Here is a 7,174-nt window from a genome sequence, read left to right as displayed (position 1 = left end):
CCAAGGGTGCAAGGGCATAGGCGGTTTCGCTGATCGCGCCGTCGCCCTGCGCCGGATCGGCGGCGGCGCGGGCGGGGTTCAGCGCATTGACCCCCGCCAGCAGCAGCGCCGCGCCTGCCAGCAGGCCGGGGACCAGCCAGAAGCGGGCGCGGCGCGGGCGGATCATGATTCGCCGCCGGGCACCCGGTCGATCCGGGTCCAGATTTGCGACTTGCAGAAGAGGCCGCCCAATATGCAGCCCTTGACCCGCATCCTGCCGGGCGAAAGCTGGCTGATCTGGGAGGCGAAGCGCCGTTCCATGTCGGGCACGAACACGGTGCCGCGCCACTGGTTCTTGCCGTCGGGGCGGTAATCCTCCAGCAATTCGGTGCCGATCAGCCGGTCCACGCCGCCATCGCGGGCGTCGGCCTGCGCCTCGCCGTCGGCCCACACGACCCAGCCGCACAGGCGGTCGCCGCAGGCGCCGGTGCGCACCGCGACATTATTGTGCGGACCAAGCCAGATCCCTTCGGGCGGACGAACCGCGACAGCCGCGAGCGCGGGTCCGGCCGGAAGCGCGGCCGAAACCAGAAACGCCAATGTCGTCCGAAGCCTCCCCATGTCATCCATCCTTCCCAGTGAAGGACCGGGAATAGCGGCTGTCACATTGCGGGGCGCTCTGCGCTGCCTGAACTTTTGGCAATGTTTGCGGCGCGCAGCAGCGTGGCCGCCACCCCGGCCGAATCGTCGTTGAGGAAATGGCCGCCCGGCAGGCCGACGACGTAGACGTTGCGCTGACGCCAGCCGGGACAGAGGCTGCCGCTTTCCTCGACCCCGTGGATGCAGAGCACAGGCGCCCAGTCCAGCGCGCGGGCGGCAGGCCCTGCCGGGCCGTCATCGCCAAAGTCGAAGACCCCGCCCGGCGTGGCGCGGAACAGCATGGTATCGGCCGGCACGATCAGCGCGACCATGGCGACCCGCGAGCGCAGCGAAGGGGCAAGGCGGTCCAGTCCCGCCAGCAGCATGTTCGCGCCGAAGGACTGACCGACGAGCATCAGCCGCCGGGCGCCGGGCAGCGCCAATGCGCGGCGCGCAGCCTGTTCGACCAGCGCGGCGGCCTCGTCGGGCGATCGCCTGCGGGCGAAGGCGGTCAGCGAATTGACGCCGACCACCGGCAGGCCGCCCTTCGCCATATGCCCGGCGATCACCGGTCCCATGCCTGCATTGAAGCCCATGTCCCCGGAAAAGAAGACCGCGACCGTGCCGTCGCGGCCGGGCGCGGAAGCGCGAACAAGGGTGAAGATCGGCCCGCGCGGATAGCCCAGATGGCGGCAATAGGCCGTCGCGCCGGCCAGCAATGCCGCCGCCAGCAGCAGGGCGGCCAGGGATTTGCGTTTCACGCGGGCGGGAAAGCTCATCGGATGCGCGAGACTCCTCAGATCAGGCCAGGGGCATTAGCGCAGCTTTGCTGAATGCAAGCCTATCAGGATTGCGGCGTGACGGAATAACGGCCCGGCGAGCGGCGTATAGGACGCATGAACAATGACGCCGACCTTCGCGCCGCTGCCGATCGCCTGCCCGAGTCCCGCATGGCGCTGGCTGCGGCGCTGGGGCGTCCGCTGCGGGTCGCGCTGTTTTCGGGCAATTATGATTGCGTGCGTGACGGCGCCAATCAGGCGCTCAACCGGCTGGTCGCCTATCTGTTGAAGGAGGTGCGGGCACAGGTGCGCATCTATTCTCCAACCGCGCCGCGCAAGGCCTTCGTCTCCGTCGGCGATATCCTGTCCGTGCGCTCGATCAGCATTCCCGGACGGCCCGAATATCGGCTGGCGCTGGGCTTCACCCGCGCCGCGCAGCGGGATTTCGACGATTTCGCGCCAGATCTCGTTCATCTCTCCGCGCCCGACCTGCTGGGGCGGCAGGCGCAGAAATATGCCCGCGCGCGGGACATTCCCGTGGTCGCCAGCCTGCATACCCGCTTCGAAACCTATCTCGACTATTACCGCCTCTCCTTCCTGCGCGGGCCGGTCGAGCGCTATCTCGACCGCTTCTACGGCGATTGCGATCGCATCCTGTGCCCCACCCGGCCGATCGCGCGGGACATGGCCGGGCGGTTCGGGACGGCGCGGACGGCGATCTGGGGCCGCGGCATCGACCCCGCCTGCTTCCGCCCGGACCTGCGCGATCAGGATCTGCGCGCCCGTCTTGGCTATGCGGCCGACGAGATGGTGCCGCTCTTCTTCGGACGGCTGGTGCTGGAAAAGGGACTGGACATCTTTGCCGAGGCCATCGATGCCGTGCGGGCACGCGGGCTGGCGGTCCGGCCGCTCATCATCGGCGATGGTCCGGCGCGCGGCTGGCTGGCGCAAAGGCTGCCCAACGCCACCTTCATGGGGCATCTGGCGGGCGAGGCGCTGGGCCGCACCGTCGCCAGCGCCGACATATTGATCAACCCTTCGGTCACCGAGGCGTTCGGCAACGTCAATCTGGAGGCGATGGCGTCGGGCCTCGCCGTCATCTCCGCCGATGTGCCGAGCGCGGCGACGCTGCTGGAGGCGGGGCGCACCGGACTGCTGGTGCCGGCGAGGGACGCGGCGGCCTATGCGGACGCAGCCACCGGACTGATCCGCCATCCGGAGAGGCGGCGCGCGCTGGGTGCGGCGGCGGCGGCGCAGGCGGCGCGCTATCACTGGCATGATGTGCTGGAGGATGTGGCGCTCTGCTATGCCGACGCCCTTCAGATCCCGCTTGCAACGCCGGCGGCGCAGGCCGCATGAGAGGGCCCTGATGGACGACAGCCCGGATATCAGGGACGATCTGGTCGCGATGCGCCGCTATGCGCGGTCGCTGACGCGGGACGATCAGGACGCCGATGATGTCGTGCAGGATGCGCTGCTGCGCGCCATCGAGCGGCAGGAAACCTATCAGCCCGATCGAAACCGCCGCCGCTGGCTGCTCGCCATCGTCCACAATGTCTTTTTCTCCGCCAAGCGACGCGAGGCGTCGGAGGCGCGGCGCAACAGCCGCTTCGCTGAAACACTGATTGACCAATTGGAGCCGGGGCAGGAAGAATATGCCCGACTGTCCGAGATCGCCCGGCAGTTCGCGGCGCTGCCCGAACATCAGCGCGCGGTGCTGCACCTCACCGCGATCGAGGGCCTGAGTTATCAGGAGGCGGCCGAGACATTGGGCGTGCCGGTGGGCACCGTGATGTCGCGACTGTCGCGGGCGCGCGCGGCGCTCAGGGAAAAGGAACAGGGGCAGCAGGGGGCAGGCGGCCTCCGGCTGATAGGAGGAAGCGATGACTGATCGCCCGACCGATCTCAACATTAGCGATATGGACATTGACGCCTATGTCGACGGCGAACTGGACGCGGAGCGGCGCTTCGTGATCGAAACGCTTCTGTCGCGCCGACCCGCGCTGGCGGCGCGGGTGATGGGCGACCTCAGCACGCGCAGCGCCTTGCGGATGCTGGGTCAGGACAGGCGGCCCGTCCCCGCGCATCTGGCGGCGGCGGCGCAGCAACTGGCCCCGGCGCAGAAAAGCCGCTGGCGCCGCCTGATGCCCGCGGGGCTGATGACGGGCGGCCTTGCCGCCGCGCTGGCGCTGTGGGTGGGTGGGGTTCAACACACGCCCGCCTATGTCAGCTATGCCGTCGCCTCGCACCGCATCGCGATGATGCGCGCCGACATGAATTCGCAGATCGAGGCGCCCCGCTTCGATGCGCGGGAGATCGCGGCGAACACCCGGATCGCCATGCCGCAACTGCCCGGCGACTGGCGGGTGACCGACGTGCAGCTGTTCCCGACCGACAAGGCTCCCGCGCTGCTGATGGCTGTGCGCACCGATGAAGGGCGCCGCATGACGATCTTCGCCGTGCGGGAAAGGACCGGCGCGCCCGAACGCCCCGACGCGGTGCGGGAAGGAGCGCAGTCGGTCGCCTATTGGCGGCGCGGCGACATGTCCTATGCGCTGACCGGCGATCAGGAACCGGGCATGATGGACGAGACGGCGGAGGCGTTGGCCCGGACCTGAGCAGGCCCGGCGCCCCCGATCCGATACTTCAGGCTGCGAAGTTGCCCGCCGTCACGAAATCGGCAATGTCCTTGCGGCCGCTGGGCGCTTCGCGGGCCTGAAGCGCTTCAGGCAGAATCGACTTGTCGGCAATCGTGCCGATGGCCACGGCCGCCTCGATCCGGAAACGGTCGGGCACCTGCAATTCAGCCCGCGCCTTGTCGAACTCGATTCCCGTCATCGCATGGCTGTGATAACCCAGCCGCGTCGCCTGCAACGCCATCAGCGCCCAGGCCGCGCCCGCATCGAAGCTGTGACTGTGCGACGGCTTCATGTCTTCTGATCCCGGCGCGGCGATCTGCGTGTCGGACAGGATGAAGACCAGCGCCGAGGCATTTTGCACCCAGCTCTGGTTGAAGGGCAGCAGCACGCCCAGAAAACGCTGCCAGTCGGCGCTGTCGCGGGTGGCGTAAAGAAAGCGCCAGGGTTGGTAGTTGAAGGCCGACGGCGCCCAGCGCGCCGCGTCGAAAATCGTATCAAGATCCTCTTGCGGCATAGCGGAGGAATCGAAGGCGCGCGGCGACCAGCGATCAAGGAAAAGCGGTTCGACGGCGCGCGTCACGGCGCGGGCGGATGCAGTCATGGAGTCTCCCGGCATAAGGGGTCGAGATGGCAGGGCGCCATCGGCAAAGCCGCTGCTATATCGGAAGCGGTTGCGGGATCGGCAAGCCCCGGCCGCCGCCTTACTGACGTTCGAGCGACATTTTCGGCTGGGCGGGCTGTTCGGGCTGCGGCGAGAGCGCTTCGGGTCCGCACTCGATGAGAATGCGCTCCGGCTCGCGCAGCAGTTCGCGCTTCACGGCGTCGCTCCACCTCCCCCATTTCTGGCCGATTGCCGAGCGCCAAACCATGCCTGTCCTCCCCCTGAGCCGAATCGGCACCTGTCTATTTTCGCGGTAGAGATCTGTCCTGCAAACTTTGCTGATCGTCCAGCTAGAAAAGCTTGAGCGGTGCCGAAGCGGTGTGCCGGAGCGATACGGTGCGACTTTCATTCCATCATGACCAATATTTCATTTACGGCCCACCCGCCCGGCAATCCGCGCAGCGTAGGGGTGATCGCGACAAACAGGGCAAAACGCGACATGAGCAGACCGATTTTCTTCGACCCCACCGGCCGCAGGGGGCTTTGGGCCAGACGGATCGTCGCCGGGCTGCTGATCGCGATCCTGCTGGCGGCGATCGCCTTTGCCACCACGCTGGTCGCCGTGCCGTCGGAACGGGACCTTGCCCTGCCGCTGCCCCAGCCCCATGCCGCGCGCCTGTCGGGCATCTCCTCCCTGCGCCACGACATCGCCAGATGGCTGCCGCACTGGGGCAAATTCCATGTCCAGGCCAAGCCGCTGAACGTCGGTTTCTATGTGCCGGGCGAGGAGAACAGCATCGCATCGCTGCGGCGGCATGTCGGCCAGCTCGACTGGGTGGTTCCCGCGCTGGTCAACGTGGCGGGGCCGGGCCAGCCGATCCGCTTCGCCGCCGATCCGGCGTTCGACCGCATGATCGCCGCCATGCCGCATCCGCCCAAGGTTCTGCCGATGGTGCAGAATCTGGGGACCGACAGCTGGAACGGCGCAGGCGCGGCGCGAGCGCTGCATGATCCCGTCGCGGCGCGGGCGCTGGCAGGGCGGTTGGGCGCCTATGTCGCCCGCCGCCACGAAGCCGGGCTGGTCATGGATTTCGAATCGCTGCCGGGCAGCGCCATGCCCGCCTATCTGCGCTTCCTCCGCATGCTTCGCGCCCAGTTGCCCGTCGGTGCCAAGCTGGCCGTCACCGTGCCCGCCGAAGAAGAGGCCTGGCCGCTCGCCCGGTTCGCGGCGGTCACCGACCGCGTGATCCTGATGGCCTATGACCAGCATTGGCAGAGCGGCCAGCCCGGTCCGATCGCCGCGCAGGACTGGTTCGCGCGCGAGGTGAAGGCCGCCCTGCGCGAGATCGGCGCCAACCATATCGTCGTCGCGCTGGGCAGCTATGCCTATGACTGGCATGGCGGCAGCGCCGATGCCCTCTCGCTCGACGACGCGTGGCTCGCCGCGCATGACAGCGACGCGCGCCCCGCCTATGACATGGCCAGCGGCAATGCGGGCTTCGCCTATGACGAGGCGGGGCAGCGCCACCAGATCTGGATGCTGGACGCTGCCGCGAGCTGGAACGAATTGCTGGTGCTCAAGCATCTGGGCATCCAGAGCATCGCCCTCTGGCGCCTCGGCAGCGAGGACCCCGGTTTCTGGACCGACCTCATCGCCTGGCGCTCGGGCGGCCGCCCCAACCTCAGCCGCATGGCCAGCACGCTCAACACCGATGTCGAGGGATCGGGCGAAATCCTGCGGATCACCGCCACCCCGACGGAGGGCAACCGCGCCATCCGCTTCGGCCCGCAAAACATCATCGAGCGGGAAAGCTATGGCGCGCTGCCCACCCCCTATCAGGTGCAGCGCACCGGCGGGCAGCATCCCAAAATGCTGGCGCTGACCTTCGACGACGGGCCGGACCCCACATGGACGCCGAAGATCCTGAGGGTGCTGGAACGGACGCGCACGCCGGCCACCTTCTTCGTGATCGGGGAAAACGCGCTGGAACATCCGGGCCTGCTCCAGCGGATCGTCGCGGACGGGGACGAGATCGGCAACCATACCTACGATCATCCCAACCTCGCCACCTGGTCGGACGACGCCACGCGCCTGCAGCTCAACGCGACGCAGCGGCTGGTGCAGGCCTATACCGGCCATGGCATGCGGCTGTTCCGAGCCCCCTATTTCGGCGATGCGGAGCCGACCACGGCAGACGAGCTGGGACCAGCTCTGGCGGCGCAGAAGCTGGGCTATACGGTCGTCGGGCTGCACGTCGACCCCAATGACTGGCAGCGGCCCGGAACGGACGAGATCGTCAGGCAGGTCGTCGATCAGGTCCATTCGGCCGATGCCGACCGGTCGGAAAACGTCATCCTGCTGCATGACGGCGGCGGCGACCGGGCGCAGACGGTGGAGGCGCTGCCGCGCATCATCGCCCGGCTGCGGAGCGAGGGCTATCGCTTCGTGCCGGTGTCGCAGCTGGCCGGCCTGCCCGCCAGCGCGGCCATGCCGCCGGTCAAGGCCAGCGACCTGCTGGCGGTGCGGGTCGATGTCG

Annotated in this window: 8 protein-coding genes; 4 read left to right on the top strand and 4 right to left on the bottom strand. The window is 68.3% G+C overall.

All coding sequences use genetic code 11. From position 1 onward, the window contains the following. Positions 1-162: 162 nt before the first annotated feature. Complete coding sequence (locus ACFC3J_RS18010) at positions 163-600, bottom strand: DUF2147 domain-containing protein (RefSeq protein ID WP_375197455.1); 438 nt, start codon at positions 598-600, stop codon at positions 163-165. Between the two features lie 41 nt (positions 601-641). Continuing rightward, a complete protein-coding gene (locus ACFC3J_RS18005; RefSeq protein ID WP_375197454.1) occupies positions 642-1,379 on the bottom strand; it encodes an AcvB/VirJ family lysyl-phosphatidylglycerol hydrolase in 738 nt (245 codons plus the stop codon). A 135-nt stretch (positions 1,380-1,514) separates the two neighbouring features. Between ACFC3J_RS18005 and ACFC3J_RS18000 the strand changes: the two genes are divergently transcribed. From ACFC3J_RS18000 to ACFC3J_RS17990, 3 genes are read left to right on the top strand one after another with little or no spacing between them, the layout of a single operon-like run. Next, on the top strand, positions 1,515-2,756 hold the full coding sequence (locus tag ACFC3J_RS18000; RefSeq protein ID WP_375197453.1) for a glycosyltransferase family 4 protein: 1,242 nt from the start codon (positions 1,515-1,517) through the stop codon (positions 2,754-2,756). A gap of 10 nt (positions 2,757-2,766) precedes the next feature. Next, the gene (locus ACFC3J_RS17995; protein ID WP_375197452.1) at positions 2,767-3,288 is read left to right on the top strand and encodes a sigma-70 family RNA polymerase sigma factor; all 522 of its coding nucleotides are present in this window, start codon (positions 2,767-2,769) and stop codon (positions 3,286-3,288) included. Continuing rightward, complete coding sequence (locus tag ACFC3J_RS17990) at positions 3,281-4,015, top strand: anti-sigma factor family protein (RefSeq protein ID WP_375197451.1); 735 nt, start codon at positions 3,281-3,283, stop codon at positions 4,013-4,015. Before ACFC3J_RS17995 ends, ACFC3J_RS17990 begins: the two co-directional genes overlap by 8 nt. 28 nt (positions 4,016-4,043) lie before the next feature. Here the strand turns inward: ACFC3J_RS17990 and ACFC3J_RS17985 are convergent, their stop codons facing one another. Further along, positions 4,044-4,637, bottom strand: coding sequence for a nitroreductase family protein (locus ACFC3J_RS17985; RefSeq protein ID WP_375197450.1), 594 nt, complete (start codon positions 4,635-4,637; stop codon positions 4,044-4,046). A 100-nt stretch (positions 4,638-4,737) separates the two neighbouring features. After that, positions 4,738-4,905, bottom strand: coding sequence for a hypothetical protein (locus ACFC3J_RS17980; protein WP_375197449.1), 168 nt, complete (start codon positions 4,903-4,905; stop codon positions 4,738-4,740). Positions 4,906-5,136: 231 nt separating this feature from the next. Between ACFC3J_RS17980 and ACFC3J_RS17975 the strand changes: the two genes are divergently transcribed. Next, the coding region (locus ACFC3J_RS17975; protein WP_375197448.1) for a polysaccharide deacetylase family protein at positions 5,137-7,174 on the top strand (2,038 nt) is incomplete at its 3' end.

Source organism: Sphingobium sp. (genome assembly GCF_041987595.1).
GTDB lineage: Bacteria > Pseudomonadota > Alphaproteobacteria > Sphingomonadales > Sphingomonadaceae > Sphingobium.
Note: the sequence above shows the minus strand (reverse complement) of the source record. Positions and strands in the feature narration are given on the sequence as shown.

Coding starts and splice junctions, on each gene's coding strand:
- ACFC3J_RS18010 (WP_375197455.1), bottom strand. CDS start 600: ATGGGGAGGCTTCGGACGACATTGGCGTTTCTGGTTTCGGCCGCGCTT.
- ACFC3J_RS18000 (WP_375197453.1), top strand. CDS start 1,515: ATGAACAATGACGCCGACCTTCGCGCCGCTGCCGATCGCCTGCCCGAG.
- ACFC3J_RS17995 (WP_375197452.1), top strand. CDS start 2,767: ATGGACGACAGCCCGGATATCAGGGACGATCTGGTCGCGATGCGCCGC.
- ACFC3J_RS17990 (WP_375197451.1), top strand. CDS start 3,281: ATGACTGATCGCCCGACCGATCTCAACATTAGCGATATGGACATTGAC.
- ACFC3J_RS17985 (WP_375197450.1), bottom strand. CDS start 4,637: ATGACTGCATCCGCCCGCGCCGTGACGCGCGCCGTCGAACCGCTTTTC.
- ACFC3J_RS17980 (WP_375197449.1), bottom strand. CDS start 4,905: ATGGTTTGGCGCTCGGCAATCGGCCAGAAATGGGGGAGGTGGAGCGAC.